This window comes from Agrobacterium sp. B1(2019) (genome assembly GCF_008274755.1).
GTDB lineage: Bacteria > Pseudomonadota > Alphaproteobacteria > Rhizobiales > Rhizobiaceae > Agrobacterium > Agrobacterium salinitolerans.
In genome coordinates this window covers 495,883-520,852 of record NZ_VTPB01000001.1, presented here as the reverse complement: position 1 = coordinate 520,852, position 24,970 = coordinate 495,883, and the positions used below count along the sequence as shown (strand labels likewise).

The 24,970-nt window shown below is 58.9% G+C and carries 18 protein-coding genes and 1 tRNA gene; 9 read left to right on the top strand and 10 right to left on the bottom strand.

Features of this window, described 5'->3' with window-relative positions; genetic code table 11:
• Window positions 1–69: 69 nt before the first annotated feature.
• Window positions 70–1,113: a zinc-dependent alcohol dehydrogenase family protein gene (locus tag AGR1_RS02530; RefSeq protein ID WP_149146095.1), complete on the top strand. Its 1,044-nt coding sequence runs from the start codon at window positions 70–72 to the stop codon at window positions 1,111–1,113.
• A 44-nt stretch (window positions 1,114–1,157) separates the two neighbouring features.
• On the opposite strand, the gene AGR1_RS02525 is transcribed toward AGR1_RS02530, so the two are convergent.
• Complete coding sequence (locus AGR1_RS02525; protein ID WP_149146094.1) at window positions 1,158–1,799, bottom strand: hypothetical protein; 642 nt, start codon at window positions 1,797–1,799, stop codon at window positions 1,158–1,160.
• A gap of 332 nt (window positions 1,800–2,131) precedes the next feature.
• Between AGR1_RS02525 and AGR1_RS02520 the strand changes: the two genes are divergently transcribed.
• A complete protein-coding gene (locus AGR1_RS02520) occupies window positions 2,132–2,908 on the top strand; it encodes an AAA family ATPase (RefSeq protein ID WP_149146093.1) in 777 nt (258 codons plus the stop codon).
• A 78-nt stretch (window positions 2,909–2,986) separates the two neighbouring features.
• On the top strand, window positions 2,987–4,318 hold the full coding sequence (locus tag AGR1_RS02515) for an MFS transporter (RefSeq protein WP_080790274.1): 1,332 nt from the start codon (window positions 2,987–2,989) through the stop codon (window positions 4,316–4,318).
• A gap of 69 nt (window positions 4,319–4,387) precedes the next feature.
• Here AGR1_RS02515 and metH read toward each other — a convergent pair whose 3' ends face one another.
• Window positions 4,388–8,161, bottom strand: coding sequence for a methionine synthase (metH, locus tag AGR1_RS02510; protein WP_149146092.1), 3,774 nt, complete (start codon window positions 8,159–8,161; stop codon window positions 4,388–4,390).
• A 178-nt stretch (window positions 8,162–8,339) separates the two neighbouring features.
• On the opposite strand from metH, the gene AGR1_RS02505 reads away from it, so the two are divergent.
• Window positions 8,340–9,599, top strand: coding sequence for an AGE family epimerase/isomerase (locus AGR1_RS02505; protein ID WP_187772023.1), 1,260 nt, complete (start codon window positions 8,340–8,342; stop codon window positions 9,597–9,599).
• A gap of 198 nt (window positions 9,600–9,797) precedes the next feature.
• On the opposite strand, the gene AGR1_RS02500 is transcribed toward AGR1_RS02505, so the two are convergent.
• The gene (locus AGR1_RS02500) at window positions 9,798–10,358 is read right to left on the bottom strand and encodes a dual specificity protein phosphatase family protein (RefSeq protein ID WP_149146090.1); all 561 of its coding nucleotides are present in this window, start codon (window positions 10,356–10,358) and stop codon (window positions 9,798–9,800) included.
• 209 nt (window positions 10,359–10,567) lie between these two features.
• The gene (locus AGR1_RS02495; protein WP_080790271.1) at window positions 10,568–11,020 is read right to left on the bottom strand and encodes a hypothetical protein; all 453 of its coding nucleotides are present in this window, start codon (window positions 11,018–11,020) and stop codon (window positions 10,568–10,570) included.
• A gap of 437 nt (window positions 11,021–11,457) precedes the next feature.
• Between AGR1_RS02495 and AGR1_RS02490 the strand changes: the two genes are divergently transcribed.
• Both AGR1_RS02490 and AGR1_RS02485 read left to right on the top strand, forming a co-directional pair.
• The gene (locus tag AGR1_RS02490) at window positions 11,458–12,090 is read left to right on the top strand and encodes an outer membrane protein (RefSeq protein ID WP_080790270.1); all 633 of its coding nucleotides are present in this window, start codon (window positions 11,458–11,460) and stop codon (window positions 12,088–12,090) included.
• A gap of 207 nt (window positions 12,091–12,297) precedes the next feature.
• Window positions 12,298–12,669 (top strand): hypothetical protein, encoded by a 372-nt coding sequence (locus AGR1_RS02485; RefSeq protein WP_162927320.1) that lies wholly within the window; start codon window positions 12,298–12,300, stop codon window positions 12,667–12,669.
• A gap of 173 nt (window positions 12,670–12,842) precedes the next feature.
• Here the strand turns inward: AGR1_RS02485 and AGR1_RS02480 are convergent.
• Window positions 12,843–12,918, bottom strand: a tRNA-Ile gene (locus AGR1_RS02480).
• Window positions 12,919–13,098: 180 nt separating this feature from the next.
• Here AGR1_RS02480 and AGR1_RS02475 point away from each other — a divergent pair.
• Window positions 13,099–13,842 (top strand): SIMPL domain-containing protein, encoded by a 744-nt coding sequence (locus AGR1_RS02475; protein WP_149146088.1) that lies wholly within the window; start codon window positions 13,099–13,101, stop codon window positions 13,840–13,842.
• Window positions 13,843–14,009: 167 nt separating this feature from the next.
• Here AGR1_RS02475 and AGR1_RS02470 read toward each other — a convergent pair whose 3' ends face one another.
• Both AGR1_RS02470 and AGR1_RS02465 read right to left on the bottom strand, forming a co-directional pair.
• On the bottom strand, window positions 14,010–14,345 hold the full coding sequence (locus tag AGR1_RS02470; protein WP_080790234.1) for a hypothetical protein: 336 nt from the start codon (window positions 14,343–14,345) through the stop codon (window positions 14,010–14,012).
• Window positions 14,346–14,496: 151 nt separating this feature from the next.
• A complete protein-coding gene (locus AGR1_RS02465) occupies window positions 14,497–14,919 on the bottom strand; it encodes a secondary thiamine-phosphate synthase enzyme YjbQ (RefSeq protein ID WP_149146087.1) in 423 nt (140 codons plus the stop codon).
• Window positions 14,920–15,171: 252 nt separating this feature from the next.
• On the opposite strand from AGR1_RS02465, the gene AGR1_RS02460 reads away from it, so the two are divergent.
• Window positions 15,172–17,724: an HWE histidine kinase domain-containing protein gene (locus tag AGR1_RS02460; protein WP_149146086.1), complete on the top strand. Its 2,553-nt coding sequence runs from the start codon at window positions 15,172–15,174 to the stop codon at window positions 17,722–17,724.
• 410 nt (window positions 17,725–18,134) lie between these two features.
• On the top strand, window positions 18,135–19,097 hold the full coding sequence (locus AGR1_RS02455; protein WP_080791142.1) for an IS110 family transposase: 963 nt from the start codon (window positions 18,135–18,137) through the stop codon (window positions 19,095–19,097).
• Window positions 19,098–19,128: 31 nt separating this feature from the next.
• Here AGR1_RS02455 and AGR1_RS02450 read toward each other — a convergent pair whose 3' ends face one another.
• From AGR1_RS02450 to dnaG, 3 genes are all read right to left on the bottom strand, one after another.
• Window positions 19,129–20,046, bottom strand: coding sequence for a DUF930 domain-containing protein (locus AGR1_RS02450; RefSeq protein WP_187772161.1), 918 nt, complete (start codon window positions 20,044–20,046; stop codon window positions 19,129–19,131).
• A gap of 196 nt (window positions 20,047–20,242) precedes the next feature.
• Window positions 20,243–22,297 (bottom strand): RNA polymerase sigma factor RpoD, encoded by a 2,055-nt coding sequence (gene rpoD / locus AGR1_RS02445; RefSeq protein WP_080790231.1) that lies wholly within the window; start codon window positions 22,295–22,297, stop codon window positions 20,243–20,245.
• A 393-nt stretch (window positions 22,298–22,690) separates the two neighbouring features.
• Window positions 22,691–24,676: a DNA primase gene (gene dnaG / locus AGR1_RS02440; protein ID WP_080790229.1), complete on the bottom strand. Its 1,986-nt coding sequence runs from the start codon at window positions 24,674–24,676 to the stop codon at window positions 22,691–22,693.
• Window positions 24,677–24,970 lie beyond the last annotated feature (294 nt).

Here is a 24,970-nt window from a genome sequence, read left to right as displayed (position 1 = left end):
GCTTTCCTCCGTCAGGGGAAAACGTTAAGCAGGCCTCATATCGATCGGAAATGAAGATGTGAGGCTGCTATGCGTGCGCTGTTCTATGAACGTTTTGGCGAACCCCCTGTTGTTGCCTCGCTTCCCGATCCCGAGCCGACAGAAAACGGCGTTGTCATCGCCGTGAAGGCGACCGGCCTCTGCCGCAGCGACTGGCACGGCTGGATGGGACATGACCCGGATATCCGCCTGCCGCATGTTCCCGGCCACGAATTCGCAGGTGTGATAGCCGCCGTCGGCAGACACGTCACCCGCTTCAAGACCGGCGACCGCGTCACCGTGCCCTTCGTCTCCGGCTGCGGCCATTGCCATGAGTGCCGCTCCGGCAACCAGCAGGTCTGCGAAGCGCAGTTCCAGCCGGGCTTCACCCATTGGGGTTCCTTCGCCGAATATGTCGCCATCGACTATGCCGATCAGAACCTCGTCCACCTCCCGGAATCGATGAGTTACGCCACTGCCGCGGGCCTTGGCTGTCGTTTCGCCACCTCCTTCCGAGCCGTGACCGATCAGGGACGCCTGAAGGGTGGTGAGTGGCTGGCCGTGCACGGCTGCGGCGGCGTCGGCCTTTCCGCCATCATGATCGGCGCGGGCCTCGGCGCACAGGTTGTCGCCATCGATATTGCCGAAGACAAACTCGAACTTGCCCGCCAGCTTGGAGCAACCGCCACCATCAACAGCCGCGCGGTTGCCGATGTTGCCGAGGCGGTTCGCGAGGTGACGGGCGGCGGTGCACATGTCTCTGTCGATGCGCTTGGCCACCCGCAGACGTGCTGCAACTCCATCAGCAACCTGCGTCGGCGCGGCCGCCATGTGCAGGTGGGGCTCATGCTCGCCGAGCATGCCATGCCCGCCATCCCCATGGCCCGGGTGATCGCGCATGAGCTGGAGATCTATGGTAGCCACGGCATGCAGGCATGGCGTTACCAGGACATGCTGGCGATGATCGAAAACGGCAGGCTCGCGCCGGAAAAACTGATCGGCCGCCACATCACGCTTTCCGAGGCAGCAACCGCCCTGCCCGCCATGGACAGTTTCAGGGAAAGCGGCATCAGCATCATCGACCGGTTCGAATAGTGCAGGCTCCTGAGACCGTCTGAGGTTTAGGGATTTTGCACCGCTCAGGCGCTCCTGCGTCCGAATGTCCGGACCGCCGTGGTTCCTCGGGCAGACGCATGGGCCGGCGATGCTGCCGGGATACGCGCCGCGTGATCCGTCTGGCTATCGCTCCATTGACGGTTTACCAGCTGTTTCTTGCGGACCTCCAGCGGGTCGGGGGTGTCCTCCTCCTCCCGCTTACTTCCCGCAACTGTGGAGATCGTCGCCAGTCGCGAAATCCATCGCACGAGCTGCATGCCCTTGTGGACAAGCACAAAGATACCAACAATTGCGACCGCTATGATAATCACGAGGTTCCAGGGCGCGTCGCTGCCCCTCGCCGCCCGCTCCATGCGGTCTTTTGTCGTCGGATCAAAACCAAGCGTCGCCTTCAGCCTGGCTATATCCGCATCGCTAAGCCTGCTGTACCGCTCGCCACGATACAGCACATAACCGCTCCTATCCCCGCTGTTGAGATAACCGATGTCGAATGCTTCCCCATCGCGAAGAAAAGGCTCGTTATCCGGCAGATCATAAACGAGATCGATTGTCTCGCCGCCGCCGAATCCGGGGGTGGCAAAAAACCGGGACTTCCGCGCCTCAGCTTCGCTCACAAATATCGCGAAAAATAGAGCCCAAATCGAAAAAAGCGCAAGATGCTTCATTCACCCTCTCCAACAACAACGAGAATGAAAACAACTGGCATTACTGAATTAATTTGAAGTTTATACTTGTGATAACATCTTAAATTTAAGATATATATTGTATATATCTAATATTTATCGATTTTTTCCAAGAATGAACTGTACTAAATTATAATAAACTGAACTTCGAACGATGCGACGTGACGTATCTCCGCCGACGCTGCAAACCATTTGCGCGAACAGCGCCCCACGTTAAGCCGCAATCACACGCAATTGCTTTGAGCATAGGGCCGCGATGATGCGACAGAGCGCAACGTCGGCGAACATGACGGATTAGATACAAGGAACGCGACATGCTGTTTCTCGATAGCGTAACCATGAAAGAGACCCCGGACGGAAGAGACGACTATCCCTTCTCCGTTCCAGCGCTGCGCCATCTGGAACGCCTCGAATTCAAAACGCCGATCACCTTTTTTGCCGGCAATAACGGCTCAGGCAAATCGACGCTGCTGGAAGGGCTGGCAGCGGGAATGACGGCCTATGCCATCGGCAATCACGGCCAGGTTGCCGGCGACCTCTATCTTCAGCATGCCGAGACCGTGGCGAAGTCCTTCTATTTCGCCCGCAAGAAATATCCGAAAATCCGCATGTTCATGCGCGCGGAAGACGTGCTTGGTTATATCCGCCGGCAGAACGAGGACGCGCTGGACGATTTTCGCTGGGAGCGAGAAAAGGCGCTCAAGAAGGGCGAAGACTTTCCGGAAGAAACCCCGGATACATTTCGCAGGATCGTCAGGAACAATATCATTGACCGGCGTTCGCATGGCGAAGGATTTCTCGATATCATGCAACAGCGGCTGCATGGCGCCGGCCTCTATTTTCTCGACGAACCGGAAAGTCCGCTTTCGCCGCAAAAGCAGCTGGAACTGGCGGCGATCATCCGCAACGCGGCCGATAGCGGCGGACAATTGATCATCGCCACCCATTCGCCCGTGCTGTTGGCTATTCCCGAAGCCACGATCTATCATTTCGACGCAGACGGCATCACCGAGCGCCTTTATGACGAGCTGGAAAACATCAGTTTCCTGCGCCGCTTTCTTGATCGTCCCTCGAAATACCTGAGCGATTGAGCATCGATAAGGCTTGAAATCCCGCCGCGCTTGCCGCATGCCCATAAGTACTACGTAATTTAGAAAAGAAGCAGGCTTATGTCTCCCACCACCACACCGGCGGCAGCCCGCCCCCTCAACAGCCAGGATTTCAAGACACTCGGACTTTCGGCCCTGGGCGGCGCGCTCGAATTTTACGATTTCATCATTTTCGTGTTTTTCGCGACCGTCATCGGCCATCTGTTCTTTCCACCAGAGATGCCGGACTGGCTGGTGATGATCCAGACTTTCGGCATCTTCGCCGCCGGTTATCTGGTGCGGCCGCTGGGTGGCATCGTGCTGGCCCATTATGGCGACCGTTACGGCCGCAAGCGCGTCTTTGCCTTCTCCATCCTGCTGATGGCGCTCTCGACGCTGGGCATGGCGCTGATGCCGACCTATGCCACCATCGGCGTTGCCGCCCCCATCCTGCTCATCATTCTGCGCATGCTGCAGGGCGCTGCCATTGGCGGTGAAGTGCCGGGGGCCTGGACCTTCGTTGCCGAACATGTGCCCTTCCGCCGCGTCGGGCTTGCCTGCGGTTTCCTCACATCGGGCCTTTCCTTCGGCATCATGCTGGGATCCTTGATCGCCTTTGCCATCAACTCGCTCTTCACGCCGGAGGATGTGGCCGGTTACGCCTGGCGCATTCCCTTCCTGCTTGGCGGCATTTTCGGCCTTATCGCCGTTTATCTGCGTCGCTGGCTGGAAGAAACGCCGATCTTCATGGAAATGAAGAAGTCGAAATCGCTGACGGATAAGCTGCCGCTCGGGCTGGTGCTGAAACACCATATGCGCGGCGTGATCATCTCCGCCCTGCTGACCTGGGTTCTGTCGGCGGCCATCGTCGTCACCACGCTGATGACGGCCACCTTCCTGCAGAAGCTTTACGGTTATACCCCGACACAGGCGCTGGCCGGCACCAGCTTCGGCACGCTGTTCCTGATCTTCGGCGTCATCATCGCCGGCGCGCTGATCGACCGTATCGGCTCCGGCCTCTTCTTCATGGGAGCCAGTATTTTCTTCGGCATCGCCACCTTCACCTTCTACAGCTATGCTGGCACATCGCTTCAAACCATGTTCGTGCTTTACGGCGTCATGGGTCTTTCGGTCGGTATGGCGGGTGCGGTGCCATACGTCATGGTCCGTGCCTTCCCGGCCTCGGTTCGCTTCTCCGGCCTCTCCTTCGCCTACAACGTCTCCTATGCCGTCTTCGGCGGGCTGACCCCGATTGGCGTAACGACGGCGCTTGCGATCAACCCCATGGCCCATGCCTGGTATCTGGTGTTCATCGCCGTCCTCGCCTTTGCGATCGGCCTCTATCTTTACCTGCGCGGCAGCGAGGTCGAGAGCCATGTCGGCATCGAGGAACTGGCGGCTTTACGGTCTTAAACACCGACTGAATGCAAAAAGCGCGGGCAAGACCCGCGCTTTTTTATTGAATGGCAGCACACCGGAACATCAGGCCGCGCTGTCGATTTCCTCCGCGCCGTTCGTCGGCACGTAGTTGAGGACCGGTCCCAGCCAGCGCTCCACTTCCTCAACCGGCATATCCTTGCGGCGCGCATAATCCAGAACCTGGTCACGCTCCACCTTGGCGACACCGAAATAATAGCTCTCGGGGTGGCCGATATAGATGCCCGACACCGACGAGCCGGGCCACATGGCATAGCTCTCCGTCAGTTCCACGCCCGCCGCATTGGTGGCGTCGAGCAGGGCAAACAGCGTCTTCTTTTCGGTATGATCGGGCTGGGCCGGATAACCGGGTGCCGGTCGGATACCGGCATAGGCCTCGCCGATCAGCTCGTCGCCGGCAAAAGCCTCGTCTGGTGCATAACCCCAGAACTCCTTGCGCACCCTCTCATGCATGCGCTCTGCAAAAGCTTCCGCAAAACGGTCGGCCAGCGCCTTGACGAGAATGGACGAATAATCGTCATTCGCCCGCTCGAAACGCTCGGCAATCGCCACTTCCTCGATACCCGCCGTCACCACAAAGCCGCCGACATAGTCGGCAACACCGCTATCGACCGGCGCCACGAAATCCGACAGCGCCACATTGGGGCGACCATCGCGCTTGGAAAGCTGCTGGCGCAGCGTGAAGAAGGTCGCAAGCTCTTCGCCGCGGCTTTCATCCGTGAACAGGCGGATATCGTCACCCACGGCGTTGGCCGGCCAAAAACCAATCACCGCCCTTGGCCGGAACCAGTTTTCCTCGATGATCTTCTTCAGCATCGCCTGCGCATCGCTGTAAAGCTGCCGCGCCGCCTCGCCCTGCTTTTCGTCATCGAGAATGGCGGGGAAACGACCCTTCAATTCCCAGGTCTGGAAAAAGGGCGTCCAGTCGATGTAACGGGAAAGCTCTTCAAGGTCATAGGTTTCGAATACCCTTGTGCCGAAGAATTGCGGCTTGACGGCGCTATAGGCCGACCAGTCAATCTTGTGCGCATTCTCGCGGGCGCGGGAAAGCGGCAAGCGCTGCTTTTCGCGCTCATTGCGGGCGTGTGCCTCCGCCACCTTGGCATATTCGCTGCGAATACCGTCGATATAGGCGGGCTTCTGCTCGGCGGAGAGAAGGGCCGACACGACGCCCACCGCACGCGAGGCGTCGGTGACATAGATCGCCTGACCCGCCTCGTAACGCGGATGGATTTTCACCGCCGTATGCACGCGGCTCGTTGTCGCGCCGCCGATCAGCAGCGGAATGTCGAAACCCTGCCGCTCCATTTCGGCGGCCACATGCACCATCTCGTCCAGCGACGGGGTAATCAGGCCGGAAAGGCCGATCACGTCAACCTTTTCGGCAATCGCCGTTTCGAGGATTTTCGTTGTGGGCACCATCACGCCGAGATCGATGATCTCGTAATTGTTGCAGGCGAGAACGACGCCGACGATATTCTTGCCGATATCGTGCACATCGCCCTTCACGGTCGCCATCAGCACCTTGCCGGCGGCACTGCGCTCGGCCCCACCATTCAGGCGTTTTTCCTCTTCCATATAAGGAAGCAGCACGGCCACCGCCTGCTTCATCACGCGGGCGGATTTCACCACCTGCGGCAGGAACATCTTGCCTGAACCGAACAGGTCACCGACCACATTCATGCCGGCCATCAGCGGCCCCTCGATGACATGCAGCGGACGCTCCGCCTTCTGACGTGCCTCTTCCGTATCGGCCTCGATATAGTCGGTGATGCCGTTGACCAGCGCATGTTCCAGCCGCTTTTCGACGGGGAGTTCACGCCAGGAGAGGTCCTGCACCTTGGTATCCTTGGCGCCTGTGCCACGGAAACGTTCCGCGACCTCCAGCAGCCGTTCCGTCGCATCGTCGCGGCGGTTCAGCACCACATCCTCGCAGGCCTCGCGCAGTTCGGCATCGATATTGTCGTAAACCGCAAGCTGACCGGCATTCACGATGCCCATATCCATGCCGACCTGAATGGCGTGGTAGAGGAATACGGCATGCATCGCCTCACGCACCGGCTCATTGCCGCGGAAGGAGAAGGACAGGTTGGAGACGCCGCCGGAAATATGCGTGAGCGGCATGGTTTCGCGGATGGTCTTGGTGGCCTCGATGAAATCGACCCCGTAATTATTGTGCTCCTCGATACCCGTCGCCACCGCAAAGACGTTCGGATCGAAGATGATGTCTTCCGGCGAGAGGCCCGCCTTCTCGGTCAGCAGCTTGTAGGCGCGCGAGCAGATTTCCACCTTGCGCTGATAGGTATCCGCCTGCCCGACCTCGTCAAAGGCCATGACGACAACCGCCGCACCGTAATTGTGGACGAGCCGCGCCTGCTGGAGAAACTTCTCCTCGCCTTCTTTCAGCGAAATCGAGTTAACGATCGACTTGCCCTGAACGCATTTCAGGCCGGCCTCGATGATCTCGAATTTCGAGCTGTCGATCATGATAGGCACGCGGGCGATATCCGGTTCGGCGGCGATGAGGTTGAGAAACTCCACCATCGCCTTTTCGGAATCGATCAGGCCTTCATCCATGTTGATGTCGATGATCTGCGCGCCGTTCTCCACCTGGTCGCGGGCGACGGCCAGCGCTGCCGTATAATCGCCGGCGGTGATTAGCTTGCGGAAGCGGGCCGAGCCGGTGACGTTGGTGCGCTCGCCGACATTGACGAAGGGAATGTCCTTGGTGAGCACGAAGGACTCAAGGCCCGAAAGCGACATGAAGGGCTTGTGCTCGGGGATCGGGCGCGGCTTGTAATCCTTGACGGCTTCGGCAATCGCGCGGATGTGCTCCGGCGTCGAGCCACAGCAACCGCCGACGATGTTGACGAGACCGTCGCGGGCAAAACCCTGCACCTGCCGCGCCATCATTTCAGGCGTTTCGTCATATTGGCCGAATTCATTCGGCAGGCCTGCATTCGGATAGGCGCAGACGAAGGTATCGGCCACATCAGACAGTTCCTGCAAATGCGGACGCATGGCGTCAGCACCCAGCGCGCAGTTGAGACCGATGGTGAAGGGATTGGCGTGGCGCACCGAATTCCAGAAAGCAGACGGCGTCTGGCCAGACAGCGTGCGGCCGGAAAGGTCGGTGATGGTGCCCGAGATCATGACCGGCAGGCGGATGCCCTTGGCCTCGAAACGCTCCTCGCAGGCAAAGATCGCCGCCTTGGCGTTCAGCGTATCGAAGATCGTCTCGATCAGGATAATATCGGCGCCGCCGTCGATCAGGCCATCGATCTGCTCGCCATAGGCGATACGCAGGTCGTCAAAGCTGACGGCGCGGTAACCGGGATTGTTGACGTCAGGCGAAATCGAGGCCGTGCGGTTGGTCGGGCCGATGGCGCCAGCCACGAAACGGCGACGGCCATCTTCCCGCTCGGCGCGCAGGGCGGCACGTCGCACGATCGCCGCACCTTCGCGGTTGAGATCGTAGACGGCATTTTCCATCTCGTAATCGGCCTGCGCGATGCGCGTCGACGAAAACGTGTTGGTTTCGAGAATATCCGCACCCGCCATGGCATAACGATAATGGATGTCCTCGATGGCGTCCGGCTGGGTCAGGATCAGAAGGTCGTTATTGCCCTTCTGGTGACAGGCGCAGCCGATAAAGCGGTCGCCGCGAAAATGGTCTTCGTCAAAACCCAGACCCTGGATCTGCGTGCCCATGGCGCCGTCGAGAATGAGGATGCGTTCGCTGGCAGCTTCGCGCAACGCCTTGAAAATTTCCGCGCCGTCGCGCTTTGCCCCTTCAGGGCCAAACAGATCGTCAAACACGGGCACACTCCTCATTTCGATTTGCAAGATCGCAAGTCGTCAAGTCACATAAAGATATGTTTATGTCAATATATCTTCAAGGGACAGACATGGCTTTGCGTCGTTGCGTCACGTTACGAAATATCGCTGACAGATGACAGGTTTATACGGCAAGGATATAAGCCGAAGCAGCAAACGCATGGAGGACGCAATGCCCGAGGACGATCACAACAGCCGCAACTGGAACACCCTGCCCTGGCACCGCCAGTGGCTGGTGAAGCAGGCCGATGGACTTTTCGACTTCTTCCAGCACCGCGCCCTCAACCGCGCCGGCGGTTTCTTCGATCTGGATGCCAAGGGCGCGCCGCTGCAGGCAAATGATCCCGTGCGCGGCATCCATGCCTCTGCGCGCATGGTGCATTGCTTCTCCATCGGCCATCTGCTTGGCCGTCCGGGCTGCGGTGATATCGTCGACCACGGCATGACCTATCTCTGGAACAGCCATCGCGACAGCGAGCATGGCGGTTATTTCTGGCAGGTGAATGACGCCGGCCCAGTGGACGCCACCAAGCAGGGTTACGGCCATGCCTTCGTGCTTCTGGCCGCATCCTCCGCCAAGACCGTCGGCCACCCGCTCGCCGACCAGATGCTGGCCGATATTACCGAAGTGCTGGAAACCCGTTTCTGGGAAGAAAAGCACGGCGCTATCGCCGAGGAATTCCATCGCGACTGGTCGCCCATCGAGAATTATCGCGGCCAGAACTCCAACATGCATCTGACCGAAGCGTTGATGGCCGCCTATGAGGTGACCGGCGACAATAACTATCTCAGCAAGGCCGAACGCATCGCCGATCTCGTCATCCGCCGTCGCGCCGGCGAGCTGGATTTCCGCGTGCCGGAGCATTTCGACGAGAACTGGACGCTCGACAAGGAGTATCGCGGCAATGAAATGTTCCGCCCCTCCGGCTCCACCCCTGGCCACTGGCTGGAATGGGCGCGTCTCATCCTGCAATTATGGGTGCTGGGAGAACGCCGCCATGACTGGATGCCGGTGGCCGCAAAATCGCTGTTCGTGCAATCCATGGCGCTTGGCTGGGACCGGGAAAAGGGCGGCTTCTTTTATACGCTCGACTGGAACGACAATCCCGACAAACGAGCCAAGCTCTGGTGGCCCATGTCCGAGGCGGCGGGCGCTGCCCACTTCCTCAACGAGAACCTGCCGGCGGACGACTTCTATGAAGACAGCTACCGCCGCATCTGGAGTACGATCGCCAACAACTTCATCGACCATGAGAATGGCGGCTGGCATGAGGAACTGACTGAAGATCTGGTTCCCGCCCACACGCTGTTCCCCGGCAAGGGCGATATCTACCACGCGCTCCAAGCCTGCCTCATCCCGCTTTTCCCGGCGACGGGAAGCCTGACGAAGGTGATCAGGGAAAGCGGCGGGGATTATTGAGAACTTGGTTGTAGGCGGATAGCGACGGAGGTCTAGAACCACTCTCCGTCATGCTCGGGCTTGTCCCGAGCATCTGCAACCTACCGACTTGGCGAGACGTGAATAGATCCTCGGCACAAGGCCGAGGATGACGTCGAGTGTGGAACAGAGGTGTCGGCTACAAAGCTCTTTTGGGATATCAAAAGCCCCTGAACAATTTCAAAACCCGATGGTTTCCTCGAAATCATCCCACGACTGATACATTTCATAGCGACCGACACCGGGGATCGGCACATGCCCGTAATAGGGTGAAAGCTGAAACTCGGCGGTCGCCTCGCTCTTGCCGGCGACGGCCGCCACGTAAATGGCAGAGGCAAGCCCGGTACGGTTCGCGCCATGCTCACAATGGATGAGAACGGGCTTTTCCGCATTGCGCAGCACCGCCGCCAGCGTTTCCGAATCCTCCACCGAGACTTTTTCGCTTGAACTCAGCGGATAATCGACAAGCCGGATACCGTTGTTTTTCGCCGCAAGGCTTTCGGCCTCGTACCAACCCTCACGCTTTTCATCGCGCAGGTTGATGATCGTCTTGATGCCATAAGCCTTGGCATAGGCAGCGATGTCCTTGCCGCTCGGCTGGGCCGAACGGTAAAGCTCTCCGGGAATGACTTCGTGAAAATTTCCGGTGAGCTGGCCGATGCCGATATGTGCGCCCGTCAGAACCGGCAGGGCGACAAGGCCAATGGCGGTTATTTTCAGAAACTTCAGAACAATACGCAAACCATCAACCCGCGATATTCATCGAACGGAGGGGAGATGGCATCGCAAGTGGACGAAAACAAGTCAGCGGCTGTTCCAGCCGGTTTCGGTGCGGAGGAGGAGAATTCGCCTGTCCGCCCGAATCTGCCGTGATGCCCGGATTTTCCGCCTTCGCTCATCCGGCGAGACAATTTTCAAAATGCCGTGATAACCGCAGCCGCCTGAGCCGCTCATTCGAATTCTGCGGAAATGACGGTAACGCGCCACTCCAGGCTTTGCGGTTCTACGCTTTCATTGTTGCGCATACGAAACGCCCGGCAGGCCGAAAAAGTCTCCCCGGCCTCGATGCGCCTTTCGCTAACCTGATAGGGATCGAAGGAAACGGAGGCGCGGAAGGCCGGTTCGAACCCTTCAAGCGTATAGGTGAGCCGTTGCACCGCGACGTCATTGTCATTGCGGAAGCTGACACGGATCGGCAATGCCGCATCCGGGCAGACCGAATCGAATGCCGCGCTCGCGACGATATGGTCGAGCCGCTGGTTGCCGCGCCGCCAGTCATAAATCACAAAGGCGGCTGTGGCCGTCCAGATCAGCAGCAGGCAGATGACAACGGATTTGAGATGTCGCGGAAACGCAATGAGGGTGAGAAGAAGAATGGCGCTGAGAACGGCTCCGACAATCACGTCGCCCCTCCTCCGCTAAAATAAAGCCTCATGTGATCTCACCCTCCCATGCCCTTCCCGTCCGCAACGATCTCCCTCACCAGGAGGTCGCGACGGCGTCGTATCAACCGCAGCTTATGCCGCCGGCAATCCAACGCAAATCGACAGCGTCGTCTACCACAACTCTATGGTCGCCCCCCCCGCTGTCAAGACAACCAAGCGTGACATCGACCGTCCACCGTACCGGACCTTTGTCCAAACGGTGAAGGGAACCAAACTCGGCTGAGGACGTTCGCCGCATCAGAACAACATGGCGGGGCGATAAAAAGCCGCGATCCAGGGCAGGACGGCCAGCAACGCCGGGGGACACGAGCGCCTCCTGGCACCGCTGAACCTCGGCCCATATTAAAAGCAGCTAATCTATGCTATGGATGTCAGTCAGCTCAGGGAGAAAAACGATGAAAACGCTGATCGTAACGTCACTCCTGGCCCTGTCGGCCAGCACCGCGATGGCCGCGGATGCCGTCTACGAAACGCCCGCACCTCCGGTCGCACAGGAAACCCTGCCGGTCTTTACCTGGTCTGGCCCCTATCTTGGTATTCAAGGCGGCGCGGGCTGGGCGAATGGCGATTTTTCGGCGGGCGGCCCGGTCGCCTCGGATAATTTCGACGGCGGCATTCTCGGCGCCTTCGTGGGTTACAACTACCAGTTCGACAATAATATGGTCCTCGGCATCGAAGGCGATGTCGATTATAACTGGAACGACAATGACTATGCTGGCGTCAAGATCGGCACCGACTGGCAGGGTTCCGTTCGCGGCCGCGTCGGTTATGCCTTCGACCATGCCCTGCTCTATGCCACCGCGGGCTGGACCGCGACACGCGGCTTCATCGAAACGCCCGGCGCCGGTAAGGACAGCACCACGTTCAACGGCTATACCGTCGGCGCGGGTCTGGACTATGCCTTCACAGACAATGTGTTCGGCAGGCTGGAATATCGGTATAACGACTATAGCGACAAGGACATCTTCGGTATCAACACCGATGTCGACCAGCACACCGTGAAAGTCGGTCTCGGCGTGAAGTTCTGACCGCGATCGGTTTCGACAAAAAAGCCCGGCCATCCACCGGGCTTTTTATTGCTGAAAGCCTGCATCGGTCGCGATCTCCGTCGCCTGGGTTCAGGGAAATATGAACCGTGCAGAAATGAAATGTTCACAGGCCGTTCACGCGTGCCGTGCCATCATCCGGGCATAATGAGCCTCTATCTCCGCAGGCAGGCTTATGGAGTAGCCCCGATGAAAAAGATAATTCTTTCCACTGTTGCCGCGCTGGTCGCCACCGGCAGCATTTTTGCATCCTATGGCACCGCTGCCGCGCAGGACTATCCCTATCGCCCGCGCTATGACCGGGGTTACGACCGCGGCGGTCCCCCCCCGCCGCCCTACCGCGAACACCGCCGCCACAATGACGGCGCAGCGATTGCCGGCGGCCTCGCCGCAGGCGTCATCGGCGGCCTGATCGGCGGCGCCATCGCCAACAGCAACAACGGTCCGCGCTACTACGAGCCGCCACCGCCGCCCCGCCCCCGCTGCTGGTTCGAAGACCGGCGCGTGCCCAATTCCTATGATGGCGGCTGGCATACGGAAAGTATGCGGGTTTGTAACTGACATTGAAGCTTTTCTCGATCCGGCTTGCCCCATCGGCATACCGGATCGACTTAGATGCATTCATTCCACTTCCGGAATTTGCCACCTGCATAGCAGAGATCACGCCTCAGACGTGACAGAAGCGCGCGCTCGAAAGTCGCGAAACATCCCAAGCAATTGGTCTTGAAAGAAAATGGTGGGCCCGGAGGGACTCGAACCCCCAACCAAGCGGTTATGAGCCGCCGGCTCTAACCATTGAGCTACAGGCCCCTTTCGGAAAAACCAGTCCGAAGCACCGGTTTCGCAATGGCTCGAATCCGGTGGGTCACGCTCTAACGTAATTTTTTGAGCCCGACAAGCCAATGATGCTTTCGCAAAGCAGCGCCGCCGTATTAGCTACACAATCTAAGGCAATACCCTTCAAAGGGACTCAATCAACGAGGAAACACCATGAAGACAAAAACGGCCCGCCTTTTCGCACTCACCGCAATGACCGCAGCCGCCATGATGCCGCTCGCCGCCCAGGTGTCTGCGCAGGAAGCTTCCCCGCGCGAAGCCACCATAAGTGTTTCCGGTGAAGGCCAGTCGGCCATTGCCCCCGACATGGCGATCCTGTCCTTCAGCGTCGTCAAGCAGGCGGAGACTGCGGCTGCGGCGCTGACCGAAAACTCCAAGGCGCTTGCCGATGTTATGAAGGCGTTGAAAGAGGCCGCCATCGAGGACCGCGATCTGCAGACCAGCAATTTTTCGGTGCAGCCGCTCTACAAGCACTATGAACCCAAGGATGGTGTTTATGTCGCGCCCGAGATCACCGGCTATCAGGTGTCCAACGGCCTGACCGTGCGGGTGCGCGACCTGAAGAAGCTCGGCACGATCCTCGATACGTCCGTCAAGCTCGGCATCAATCAGGGCGGCGACATCACCTTCACCAATGACAAGCCGGAAGCGACTGTGACCGAGGCCCGCAAGCAGGCCGTCGCCGATGCTCTCGCCAAGGCGAAGACGCTGACGGAAGCAGCGGGCGTGAAGCTTGGCCGTGTCATTCAGATCAGCGAAAACTCGCAGCGCCCGATGCCGGTACCGGCGGGCATGATGCGTGCGTCGATGATGAAGGAAGCCGACAGCGTGCCGATCGCTTCGGGTGAGAACAGCTACAGCGTGGTGGTCAACGTCACCTTCGCTCTTGAGCAGTAAGATCGGCGGCGGGCGGCACTCCTGTGCCGCTCTCCCCCATCCTGAATTCAGCCATTGGCATGATAGAAAACGAAATGCCCCTCGCCTGCCTTTCCGGACAAGCGAGGGGCATTTTTAATCGTTCCGCCGGACGGGGATATCAGCAGATCGATAGAGCTGGACAGCTGTTAGCGACGGATCACCGGGCAACCGCGCTCATTGGCGAAAACGATGCGATCACGGCCGCGACGGTCAAAGCCTGCCACCACGACACGGCGCGGCGAGACATCAACCACGCGGGCGCGGCGAAGACCCATGCGGCCTGCCTTTTCTTCCGCAAGCCAGGGCGAGCAGCCACGGCGCGGGCGATCCGGACGACCCCAGCCGGGGCGATGACCATAACCATCCTGAACCTGAACCCTGAACTGAACGTCCGAGCCTGCGGAAGCCGCTGGCGCAGTAAAGGAAATTCCACCGAGGGCGATGAGGGCAGCCAGGCCGGCTTTTGCGAAGGTGCTGAACATGAACTCACTCCGTTTGTTGCTTTGCCGACAGGGGAACATCCCCCGGCGATTGACGAGACCCTATACCCGCCCGCCTGAATATCAGCAGAACCGAATGTTCAGCAGGCGTTCAGGGAGGTTAACGCGGAACGCCTCGATCCTGATCCGGATATCACGGCGAGATATGCAGCACGATTTCGCGCCGCTGCGGCTCATCGCGGTGTTCGAAAAGATAAAGACCCTGCCAGGTGCCGAGCACGAGCCTGCCGTCGCTCATCGGTACGCCGATGGAAACCATGGTGAGCGCTGATTTGATATGGGCGGGCATATCGTCGGGGCCTTCGAGCGTATGGATGATCCAGCGCATGGACGGATCGTCGGAAGGCGGGACGAGGCGGGAGAAAAACGCCGTGAGATCGCGCCGCACATCGGGATCGGCATTTTCCTGAATAAGCAGCGAGCAGGATGTATGCCGGACGAAGATCGTCAGCAAGCCTTCTTCCACGCCGGCGTGGCTGACAAACGCCTTGGCCTCGGATGTGAATTCATAAAGACCCTGCCCCCGGGTGGCGACGATGATTTTTCTCTGCGGCACATTTTTTCCTTCACTGAGCTGGAACAAAATCGGCAATGCCAACGTTTCAGCATGTCAATTTGTATCCGATGACCTAAGGGATACGACAATAGCGTGACGACGGCCCATAAAGCAGAACGGAAGACCGGTGTCACAGTTGCAAAAAACGGGGAAGGGTTGGCACTGTCAGAATGAATTATCCAGGCTTACCCTTTTCTCTACGAACACCATGTTCCCCGTCCAAGACAAACACAGGGTGCGAAAGACTGATTCATGGCGCCCAGTGATTATCATGTCGATCTGACCAATTGCGACCGCGAACCCATCCACATCCCAGGCTATATTCAACCGCATGGCTGCCTTATCGCCTGCGACAACGCCATGCGCATGGTGCTGCGGCATTCTGAAAACTACCGCGAAATGCTGGGCGTCGAAGGTGATATCAATGGCAGAACCGCTGAGGAGGTGCTCGGCAAAAAACTCGTCCACGATCTCCGCAATGCGCTCACCGTCACCGGCAGAACCACGCGTCCCGCCATGCTGCCCGCCGTGGAAATGAGCGACGGTCGCGGCTTCGATATTTCGCTCCACCGCTACAAATCCACCACGATCATCGAATTCGAACCCTCCCGCAACGAGACGCAGCCGCTCGGCACCGCGCGCAAGATGGTGGACCGCATCCGCGAGGCGGACAGCGTCGAAAGCCTGATCTCCAGAACAACGCGGCTGATAAAGGCGACGCTCGGCTATGACCGGGTGATGATCTACCGTTTCGAGGAGGACGGCGCCGGCAAGGTCGTGTCGGAAGCAAAGCAGCCGGAGCTGGAAAGCTTTCTCGGGCAATATTTTCCCGCCAGCGACATTCCGCAGCAGGCCCGCGCGCTTTATCTCAAGAACACGCTGCGCATTATCTCCGATGCCAGCGGCGCCCGTGTTCCCGTCCTGCCGGTTGTCGATGCCTCCGGCGAGCCGCTCGATATGTCCTTCGCGCATCTGCGCAGCGTCTCGCCCATCCATTGCGAATATCTTCGCAATATGGGTGTTGCGGCCTCCATGTCGATTTCAGTGATTGTCGACGGTGCGCTATGGGGCCTGATCGCCTGCCATCATTATTCCCCGCGCGTGCTGACGATGCCAGTCCGGATCGCCGCTGAAATGTTCGGAGAGTTTTTCTCCATGCATTTGCAGGTTCTAAAGCAGAAGCGCAGGCTCGATACCGTCAACCATGCCCATGCCGCTCTTGACCGCTTCCTTCAGCTTGCCGCCCATCACGCCAACATCGAAGAACTGCTGGTCGACAGCTTTCAGGATTTTGCCGATCTGATGCCCTGCGATGGCGTCGGCCTGTGGGTGGGAAACAACTGGCACGGCCATGGCGCAACGCCGCCGCATGATGCCATTCCAAGGCTGGCGCGTTTTGTCGCTTCGGCTTCGGAAGGCAAGGTCTGGGCGACGCATGCGCTATCGCAGGCCATACCGGAGGCGGAAATCTATGCCGGCACGGCAGCTGGAATGCTCGCCATTCCGCTGTCGCAGGTGAAAAACGACTATCTGCTGTTTTTCCGCAAGGAGATCGTGCAAAATCTGAACTGGGCCGGCAATCCGGAAAAATCCTATGAGACCGGCCCGATGGGCGACCGCCTTACCCCGCGCAAGAGCTTTGCGATCTGGAAAGAGACGGTGCGTCTGCAGGCGCAGCCCTGGTCGGAAGCCGACCGGGAGATCGCGGAAGCGGCGAGAATTGCGCTGGTCGAGGTCGCATTCCATCACAGCGAGCTGATGGCGGGCGAGAGGGAACGCGCTGAAGTGCGGCAGCGCATGCTGAACGAGGAGCTCAACCACCGCGTCAAGAATGTTCTCGCCATCATCAAATCGCTGGTCGGCAATCCCTCGCAGGAGGGCAAGACCTTGCAGGAATATGTGACCGCCCTGAAGGGCCGCATTCAGGCATTGTCCTTTGCCCATGACCAGATCATTCGTGGTGAAGGCGGTGGCGCGCTACGCGACCTGCTGGATGCCGAACTCTCGCCCCATCGCTCGCCGGAAACGACGGTAAAGCTTGAAGGACCCCAGATCACACTCGATTCCCGCGCTTTCTCGGTGATGGCGCTGGTTCTGCACGAACTGGCGACGAATGCCGCCAAATACGGCGCGCTTTCGCAAAATGGCGGGCAATTGCATGTGCGCTGGCAGATCAATGAAAACCGCGATTGCGAAATCGAATGGCGCGAAATCCTGCCCACCACACTGCCGCCGCCCTCGCGCGCCGGTTTCGGCACGGCGCTCATCAGCCGCAGCATTCCTTATGATCTCGGCGGGCGCAGCACGTTGCGCTATCTGCCCGATGGGCTGGAGGCGGAAATTTTCCTGCCTTCCCGTCACGTCTCATCGGCCACGGCAAGTACCGACACGCGAACCGAACTCGAAATTGCGCCGCAGCCCAGACGCTATAACCGGGAGGAGCCATTGAAAGTCTTACTCGTCGAAGACCAGATGCTCATCGCCATGGATGTCGAGAATATGCTGGAAGACAACGGCATCAAGGCGATCGAAACCGCAACCTCGTCGGCGATGGCCATTGAAAAATTGAAGACCTATGTGCCTGACGTGGCTATTCTCGACATTAATCTCGGCTCGGACACCTCCATTCCCGTCGCCCGCGAGCTTCACCGCCGCGGCATTCCGTTCATGTTCGCCACAGGTTACGCCGATGGCAGCATGGTGCCGGATGAATTTGGCACTGTGCCAGTCATCCGCAAGCCTTATGATGAGGATGCGTTGATGGCCGGGATTGGGGTTTTGGTGGGGGATACGGAGCGGGTTTGAGCGCTAGGAAACGGGACGCATCGCGTATGGCACGAAGTTGTCGGGCTGGTGTGTCGGCAGGCGGCCGATTTTTCCGATATGCCTCCCTCATCTCTGTGCTTGTCACAGAGATCTAGCCAGCCCAAGTCTTTGGGCTGAAGGGACTATCTCCGCTGCGCAGACGCGCATCGGCTAGATTCCTGTGACAAGCACAGGAATTGTCTGTCGAAAATGTGCTTTATTGTTCGGGACGCTGGATGACCTCCGAGGCGGCCACCTCGGAGGCCATGCGGTTGTACGCCCGAACAGGAATGGGTCTTCTCGACCGGCCTCATCCTGGGCTGCAATCGCACCAGCTTCGCATCGCTTGTTGACTTGAATGGGCCGGCTTTCACCGCGCCCGCAGACAATGCCAAGCATGGAGCCCCATCATGGACCCGAACACCGCACAAATCCAGTTCGCTTTGGGATTTGACGTCTCCAAAGCAACAATCACATTCTTCGATACCCGTACCGGAAAGATCGGCACCGTCGAAAACAGCAAGGTCGCGCTCAGGGCCGCCTTGAAGCCATATGCCGGACGTGGCGATATGCTCGCCATCTGCGAAGCCACCGGTGGCTACGAGGACGATCTGCTGGATGTCCTTGAAGACCTTGCCATCCCCGCCCACCGCGCAGACGCGGTCAGGGTCAAAGCCTTCATCCGCGCCTGCGGCGCAAATGCCAAGACAGACCCCATCGATGCACGCCATATCGCACAATATGGTCTGTCACGGGCGCAATCCCTCCCACGCTGGCGGCCAAGCCCTCCACATGAAGCCAAGGTCAAACTGCTGGTCTTGCGCCGCACCGATCTCGTGTCCATGCGCGTGCAAGAGGAAAACCGGTTGAAGGCGCCGCGCAATAAGCCGATCGCTCGCGAGATTGCCGGCCATATTGCCGAAATCAAGCGCCGTATCGAGGCCATCGACAAACAGATCGAAACGATCATCAGCCTCGATAAACGCCTGAAAGATCGCAAGGCCATCCTGCAAACCGTTCCGGGCATTGGCAAGGTGATCGCGCCGATGCTGTTGGCGCTCATGCCGGAACTCGGACACATCGATCGCAAGCAGGCAGCAAGCCTCGCCGGATGCGCCCCTCACCCCCGGGACAGCGGCGCGCACAAAGGCCGTCGCTTTACCACGGGCGGACGACGGCAGTTACGACCGCTGCTCTTTACCGCAGCTATGGCTGCAAGCCACAGCAAGAGCCACCTTGCTGCGACGTATAGGCGATTACTCCATGCCGGAAAGTCAAAGCTAACAGCTCTTGGTGCAATCATGCGACACATAATCGTCATCGCAAACGCAAGATTGAAAGAATATCAAAACGAGAAAATACGACTGACTTGATGAGGTCCGGGGCGTGCCGGCGAACGACCTGCTACCGCCCCGTGAAACCCCGTTTCGTTGCTTCAGCCGGCGTAATAACATCCCCCATCTTAATTCTGAAGGCGGTCACTGCGTAGTTTTCGACATCCACCTCGCATTGAAACGTCACATCGCGCCAGGTGTCACCGACGTTGAATGCGCCGCCAGTAGCGTCAAGTACATTGCCAGATATGCGTCCTCCCGTATCAGAAAAGCCGTACATGCCACGGGTATCAGCATAAACTTCCCTTATTTGAGCCAATGCCTCCGCTTGGCAAAGTTGCACGATACGACGACGTGGGGGTAAATCGCCGAACATCTGCCGTCTCTGTGCCGGTGTCAGTAGAGCTGATGACAGCAAACTCTTAGCCGCCGGAAGTTTTTCGGCCTTCTTTTCCGTGACCTCGGAAGGCTTCTCCTCAGCCGGTTTAGCCTGCGGCACCGGCGGCTGCTCCGGTGGCATTTCTTCCTTGACCGGCGAAACGGCGATCTCCCCCTGCTCGGCGGAAGCCTTGAGATCGCTGTTGGCAGCGGCGGGTGCGGGCTTTTCCTCGACAGTTTTCTCCGGCTGGCTCGCTGGTTCCGCTGGTGGCTGCGTCTTTTCCGCTTCCTCCATCTTGCCCGGCTTATCCTCAGGGTCTGCCTGAGCCTCTTCCGGCCGCATGGCAATGGACGGTAGCGTCGCCTGCGGTTGCGGCGTCGGTTTTGCTTCTTCAGCCGGCGGAGCGGGAGGTGGCGGCGGAGGTTGTGGCTTTTCCTCTTTCGCCTTCTCTTCACCCGGCGGCGGAGCCTCTTCCGTCTTTTTTTCCTCGGGCGGCGGCACGAGTTCGACGCTGACGCTCTCCGGCTCCTGCGGCTCGGCTATCCGCTCCGGCAATTCAAAAAAGAACAGTGCGACAACGGCCAGATGCAGCAGCACGGAGATGGGCACTGCCCATCCCTTCCCTTTCCACCTGCCTGCCGAAACCTGTTGCATCAATCGAACCAAATCGAAACCGAGCATTTCCGGCAAAGCGGAAAGCGTTATTTTTCACACATAGGGCTTGTCGCAGAGTTCGCCAGTGCACGAAACAAAAAACCCGGCCAGAGGTGACTGGCCGGGTTCAATTTTAAAGAAAGCAAAAACCTTAGCTGTCGAGGAAGCTGCGAAGCTTTCTAGAGCGGCTCGGATGCTTCAGCTTGCGCAGCGCCTTCGCCTCGATCTGGCGGATACGTTCGCGGGTAACCGAGAACTGCTGGCCCACCTCTTCGAGCGTGTGGTCGGTGTTCATGCCGATGCCGAAACGCATGCGCAGAACACGTTCTTCACGCGGCGTCAGCGAGGCGAGAACGCGGGTGGTCGTCTCGCGCAGGTTCGCCTGAATGGCGGCGTCGATCGGCAGCAGCGCATTCTTGTCCTCGATGAAGTCACCCAGATGCGAATCCTCTTCGTCACCTACGGGGGTCTCGAGCGAGATCGGCTCCTTGGCGATCTTCAGGACCTTGCGCACCTTTTCAAGCGGCATGGCGAGCTTCTCGGCCAGCTCTTCCGGGGTCGGCTCGCGGCCAATCTCGTGCAGCATCTGGCGCGAGGTGCGAACGATCTTGTTGATCGTCTCGATCATGTGCACCGGAATACGGATCGTGCGGGCCTGGTCGGCGATCGAACGGGTGATCGCCTGCCTGATCCACCATGTGGCATAGGTCGAGAACTTGTAACCACGGCGATATTCGAACTTGTCCACCGCCTTCATCAGGCCGATATTGCCTTCCTGAATGAGATCGAGGAACTGCAGACCACGGTTGGTGTATTTCTTCGCAATCGAGATCACGAGACGCAGGTTGGCCTCGACCATCTCCTTCTTGGCGATCCGCGCTTCGCGCTCGCCCTTCTGCACCATCGAAACGATGCGGCGGAATTCAGCAATGGAAATGCCGGTTTCCGTGGAGAGGTTCTGGATTTCCTGACGAATTTCCCGGATCGTGTTGCTTTCCTCGCGCGCGAATTCCTTCCAGCCGCGAGCGGCCAGATTGGCAATCGACTTCATCCAGTTCGGATCGAGTTCCGCACCGTGATACTGCTCAAGGAAGCTGTCGCGTTTGACACCATAGGATTCGGCAAGGCGCAGCAGCCGGCCTTCGTTCTGCATCAGACGCTTGGAAATATCGTAGAGCTGCTCGACAAGGCTGTCGATACGGTTCTGGTTCAGCGACAGCGACTTGACGGCCGTGATCAGCTGATCCTTCAGTTCCTTGTAACGACGCTCCTGACCGGAAGACAGCGTGCCCGTGCAGGCAAGGCGCGCTTCAACCTGCTGGTCCTGAAGCTTGCGCAGCTTCTTGTAGGTGTCAGCAATGGTATCGAGCGTTTCCATGACCTGCGGGCGCAGTTCGGCTTCCATCGCGGCAAGCGAAAGATTGGACTCGTCGTCGTCCTCTTCTTCCTCTTCCGGCGGCAGGCCGTCACCACCCACATCCGTCACGTCATCGTCACCGGAAGGTGCACGCAGCTTGCGGGTCTTTTCCTTCTCTTCGGCGGCCTTGCGGTCGGCCTCGATCTTTTCCGGGCTCTGGAACTGGGGAGCCGCCTTGGCTTCCGGACCGGAATAGGTGGTCTCGAGATCGATGATCTCACGCAGCAGCGTCGTGCCTTCGTTGAGTTCGTCGCGCCAGATGATCAGCGCCTGAAACGTCAGCGGGCTTTCGCACAGGCCGGAAATCATCGTTTCACGGCCGGCCTCGATGCGCTTGGCAATGGCGATTTCGCCTTCGCGCGACAGAAGCTCGACGGAACCCATCTCACGCAGATACATGCGCACCGGGTCGTCAGTACGATCGGTCGGTTCTTTCTTCTTGGCGGTCGCAAGCGCGGTGCCGCCGGAAGGAGCGAGTTCACCGCCCTCGGATTCCTCACCATCGGAATCGCCGTCGTCATCACCGCCGGCTGCTTCCTCGGCGTCCTCGTCCTCGATGACGTTGATGCCCATGTCGGACAGCATCGCCATCGTGTCCTCGATCTGCTCGGAGGTCACCTCTTCGGACGGCAGGACGGAATTCAACTCGTCCATCGTTACATAGCCGCGCTTCTTGGCGGCCTTGATCATTTTCTTGACCGCGTCATCCGAAAGGTCGAGAAGCGGGCCGTCCGTCGCACCGTCGCGTTCGTTTTCTGCTTCTTCGTTTTCTTTGACTTTGGTTGCCATCTATCTCGTCGCTTTCCCTGACGCTAACACCTGTTCCGCCGCATCGCCGTTCGCCCCTTGAGCATCCAGCGTTTGCCGCGAATCACTGTCAGACACCTAACGGAGTGATCTTTAATTGCCGATTAACCACGGCAGCCTCAGGCAGAATGCAAAGACAGTGCACCCGGAAATGCTTGCTCATGCAATTTCTATCCGCCAAGGCTCATTCCACTTTACTATTCATGAAATGGTGATTCCCGCTATTTCCCGCCCCGTCAAGCCTTTAAGGGCGAGACAGCCAAGGAAATTCTTAAAAAGAGCCGCATTTTGCGGGTTATCACCAGACTAACCCCTATTTAGGACGCCTGCCGCAAAAGGCAACCCCACCCGCCTTTCAATTCTTGGCCCGCCGCTTCAGCCATGACCGAAGGCCGGCCCCTTCACCCGGCCGGACATGACCCCGAAACCATCGATGATAGCCTCCTGATTTTCCATACGACCGATTTCAAGCTGAACTTCGGCCAGCGCCCGCACCAGAAGTGTGCCGCGCTCGTCGTCTGTCGCTTCTGCGATTTCGCGCTCCAGTTCCTTTTTCTGCCAGAGCAGGGATTTCGTCCTCTTATGCAGGGAAAGAGCCTGCACGTATCCCTCGCGCGCATCCTCCATCGCCGCCTGCTCCGTCGCCGTCCACAGGCGGGCATTGCGCACCTGCTGATCCATGGCCTTCAGAAGCACCTCGAAACCCTGTTGCGACACACGCTCGATCAACCCGGCTCGCGAAATATCCGCCGCACTTTCCGCCGCATATGTCAGCACCGTTGACCACAGGCGCTGCAGATCACGGTTCTCGTAATCGATGGCGGCGATCTCGTCATATTCCTCGAGCAGCAATTCGGGATGATTGACGATGGTGATGGCGAGAACGCTTTCCCGGAGCGAAGGCTTGGTCTGGTAACCCCTGACGAGACCCGATTGCGCCAGCCGGTCTGAAATGCTGCTGGCCGGTGCAGCCATCGCCCCACCCCGCCCCGGCGCATTGCGCTGGAAACCGCGTCCCGCCGGCTGAGCGCCATTGCGACGGAAATTGCCGCCCTGCGCTCCGCCCTGCTGAAAACGCGGCTGGAAAAAGCCGTTCAGCCTCTCGCGCATATCCTGTTGGTAAAAGCGGCGCACGGTCTCGTCGCCGATCACGGCCACGATCTGCCGCAGTCGGCTTTCGAGCTGGGCGCGCTTTTCCGGCGTATCGAAAGTGACGCCGGAGGTCTCACGGCTCCAGATCATCGCGGCCAGCGGCTTGGCTTCAGACAGCACCCGGTCGAAAGGCCCGCGCCCCTCCAGCCGCACGAGATCGTCCGGATCCTTGCCATCGGGTAGAAGCGCGAAGCTGACGGAACGATCCGGCTTGATATGCGGCAAAGCGAGATCGGCCGCACGGTTGGCGGCACGAATGCCCGCGCCATCGCCATCGAAGCAGAGGATCGGCTGCGGCGACATTTTCCAGAGAAGATCGAGCTGGCTTTCTGTCAGCGCCGTGCCGAGCGGCGCGACCGCGTTTTCCACACCCGCCTGATAGAGCGCGATGACATCCATATAACCTTCGACAGCGATAACCGAACCGCCTGCAGCCTGCGAGGCGCGCCGTGCGCGGGCAAAATTATAGAGAACATTGCCCTTGTGAAAGAGCTCGGTCTCGTTGGAGTTCAGATATTTCGCCACCGCATCCGCCGCCATGGCGCGCCCGCCGAAAGCGATCACCTTTTCCCGCGACGACAGGATCGGGAACATGATCCGGTCGCGGAAGCGGTCATAGGAGACCGGCACATTCTCATGCACCACCAGTCCGCAGGCTTCCATCTGCTCCTTAGACACACCCTTGCTTGCCAGGTGCTCCTTCAGTGCATTGCGGCTATCGGGCGCATAACCCAGCCGGAAAGTCTCGATGGTGCGCCCGGTCAACCCGCGATCGCGCAGATAAGCCCGCGCCCGAGCACCGAGCGCCGTCTGTAGCTGATCCTGAAAGAACAGCGTCGCCATTTCCATGACGTCCTGCAGCGTCGTCCGCTCGCGTTCCCGCTTTTCCGCCTGCAGATCGGGCTGCGGCATGGAAATGCCGGCCATATCGGCAATCTGCTGGACGGCTTCCGGAAAACTTAAGCCCTCAAGCTCGGTCAGAAAGCGGAAATGATCGCCGGAAACGCCGCAACCAAAGCAATGATACCGCCCCTTGCGGTCCTCACAATGAAAGCTCGGACTTTTTTCGCCATGGAACGGGCAGCAGGCCCAATAATCGCCGCGCGACGTGTTGGTCTTCTTCTTGTCCCAGGACACACGTCGGCCGATCACATCGGAGATGCTCACGCGGTCGCGTATCTCATCAAGGAAAGAATTGGAAAAGCGCATGGGTTACCTGTTCGAGGCCAGTCTTTCATATAAGCGCATAAGAGCCGCAATACAAAATGGAGAGATAAACAATACCCACTATTCACAGGCGGCATTGACATTGGAGTATATACAGAAGAATTCAGGCCCGCATGAATGCCGTCCTGCGCCACTATGTACATGAGCAAAAAACGGCCGGGTTGACGACGGCAAGCCGCCATTGCGCCAGCTTCCGGCAAATTTATGGCAGCGCAACATCACCAAAAATTATGTTTTTGTAATTTGAGCGTTCAGTTGCGGCGATGTAAAAACAAG